This window comes from Pseudomonas sp. FW507-12TSA (assembly GCF_058781435.1).
This window is the reverse complement of sequence record NZ_JBYSWT010000066.1, coordinates 1-880: the sequence shown is the minus strand read 5'-3', so window position 1 is coordinate 880 and position 880 is coordinate 1. Positions and strand designations below refer to the sequence as shown.

Sequence of the window (880 nt, the reverse complement as noted above, 5' to 3'; positions counted from 1 at the left end):
GCGATGCCGCATTGCAGCAGTACCTGGCCACCGAAGAGGCGGGGCGCTCGGCACGCATTGCGCTGATCGCCGAGGTCACCCAGGCCTACCTGGCCCATGACGGCGCCCAGCGCCGCCTGGCCCTGACCCAGCAGACCCTGGTCAGCCGCGAATACTCCTTCGCCCTGATCAGCCGGCACCGTGCGGTAGGTAACGCCACCGCGCTGGACTACCAGGAAGCCCTGGGCCTGGTGGAACAGTCCCGGGCCGACGAGGAGGCCGCCCTGCGCCAGAAGCAACAGGCGTTCAATGCCCTGGTGCTGTTGCTGGGCACCGCCGATGCCACCAAGTCGATTCCCGATAAGCCGTCGGAGCAGCCGCTACTGGTGCAAGACATCGCCGCGGGCTCACCGTCGTCGCTGATCGAGCGCCGTCCGGACATCCTCGCCGCCGAACATCGCCTGCAAGCGCGCAATGCCGATATCGGCGCTGCGCGGGCAGCGTTCTTCCCGCGGATCACCTTGACCGGCAGCTTCGGCACGTCCAGCGCGCAAATGTCCGGTCTGTTCGATGGCGGCTCGCGCTCCTGGAGCTTCATTCCGACCCTGTCGCTGCCGATCTTCGATGGCGGACGCAACCGCGCCGGGCTGAGCCTGGCCGAGGCGCGCAAGGACTCGGCGGTGGCGGCCTACGAGGGCACGATCCAGACCGCGTTCCGTGAAGTGGCGGACGCCCTGGCGGCCACCGATACCCTGCGCCGCGAGGAGCAGGCACGCCGGGCCCTGGCCAACACCAGCAACGAATCGCTGAAGCTGGCCAAGGCCCGTTATGAAGGCGGTATCGATAGCCACCTGCGTTACCTGGACGCCCAGCGCAACAACTTCGCCAACGAGACGGCGTT

General features: G+C 68.0%; 1 protein-coding gene. It reads left to right on the top strand.

All coding sequences use genetic code 11. The annotated features are described in order from the left end of the window. Nucleotides 1–880: efflux transporter outer membrane subunit (locus AC3WK8_RS31935; protein ID WP_492574100.1), on the top strand; the 880-nt coding region annotated here is incomplete at both ends.